Annotated in this window: 1 protein-coding gene and 1 pseudogene; both read left to right on the forward strand. The window is 63.9% G+C overall.

Annotated elements, in window-relative coordinates; all coding sequences use genetic code 11:
- Nucleotides 1-181 (forward strand): annotated as a pseudogene (locus A3E1_RS42440) (hypothetical protein); the annotation flags it as partial.
- Nucleotides 182-660: 479 nt separating this feature from the next.
- The coding region (locus A3E1_RS42445; protein ID WP_020524098.1) for a Bax inhibitor-1/YccA family membrane protein at nucleotides 661-1,080 on the forward strand (420 nt) is incomplete at its 3' end.

The raw sequence follows: 1,080 nt of genomic DNA on the forward strand, positions 1-1,080 counted from the left end.
GACCGCAGCCCTGCCGGGCACATCCTGCGACCGGCCCATGATGCTCGGCGACATGATCGGCGGCGCCATGGCAGGCGAGGCGAAAGACGCCGCAGGCTTCGAAGACCCGGGCCTGGCCGACGACGACGGGGACATGGGCGGGTTCGACGATTTCGGCGGCGGGGACTTCGGCGAATTCTAAGCCGCCACATGACTGGCGGGCAGTGGCTGCGAAACCGCTGCCCGCCATCAAAACGGCCGGTGGCCGCCCGGCTCTGCACTAGTCCAGGTGGCCACCGGTCCCCATTCCAACTCTTAAGTCCTATGTGGAGGGACGGCGCCGGTGGCCAAGTTTTACTCTGACTGATCTTGCTGAGCTTGTGCTGGCCCCTGCTCGCCTGCTCTTGTACCCGTTCTTGCGGCTGCCGATGCGGCCCTCCTGTTTGATCGGCATCACCACCAGCGGGATCTTCAGCTTCCTGAAGTCATTGCTCACGTTGCCCGCCCATGTTTTGCAAGGACCCAAAGCGGTGAAGGGAAACCTGGCAAGAAATTGTCCAACCCGGTCTTGGGCCGCCTGACCAAAGCGGCACACCAGCCCACCTACCAAGTCCCTGGCAGCCAGGGGATACGGCCAGCCCTACAGCTACGGCCGGCAAACCTGCTCCCCAGACACCGCCAGTGCAGACCTCACGCGGTGTGATGACCATCGACGACGTCGTGGTCAAAACTGTGTCCCTGCTCGGCGTCGCCGTCCTGGCCGCAGCGGTGACCTGGATGGTCGTGCCGTTGCGGGTGATCGGGCCGGTGTGGATCGCGGCCATGCTCGTCGGCCTTGTTCTTGGTCTCGTGGTTTCCTTTGCCCAGATTGCGAATCCGGTCATCCTGTTCGCTTACGCCCTTGTCGAGGGTGAGTTCCTAGGCGCGGTGTCCAAGGCGTACGAGACGCGGTGGAACGGCATCGTCCTGCTCGCCGTCATCGCCACGCTCAGTGTCTTCTTTGTCATGGCAGGGCTTTACAAGGCCCGCGTCATCCGCGCCTCAGCCAAATCCACCAAGATAGTCATCGGGGCCGCCGCCGGGCTGGCGGTGGTGATGCTG

Source organism: Catelliglobosispora koreensis DSM 44566, assembly GCF_000379685.1.
GTDB classification, from domain to species: domain Bacteria; phylum Actinomycetota; class Actinomycetes; order Mycobacteriales; family Micromonosporaceae; genus Catelliglobosispora; species Catelliglobosispora koreensis.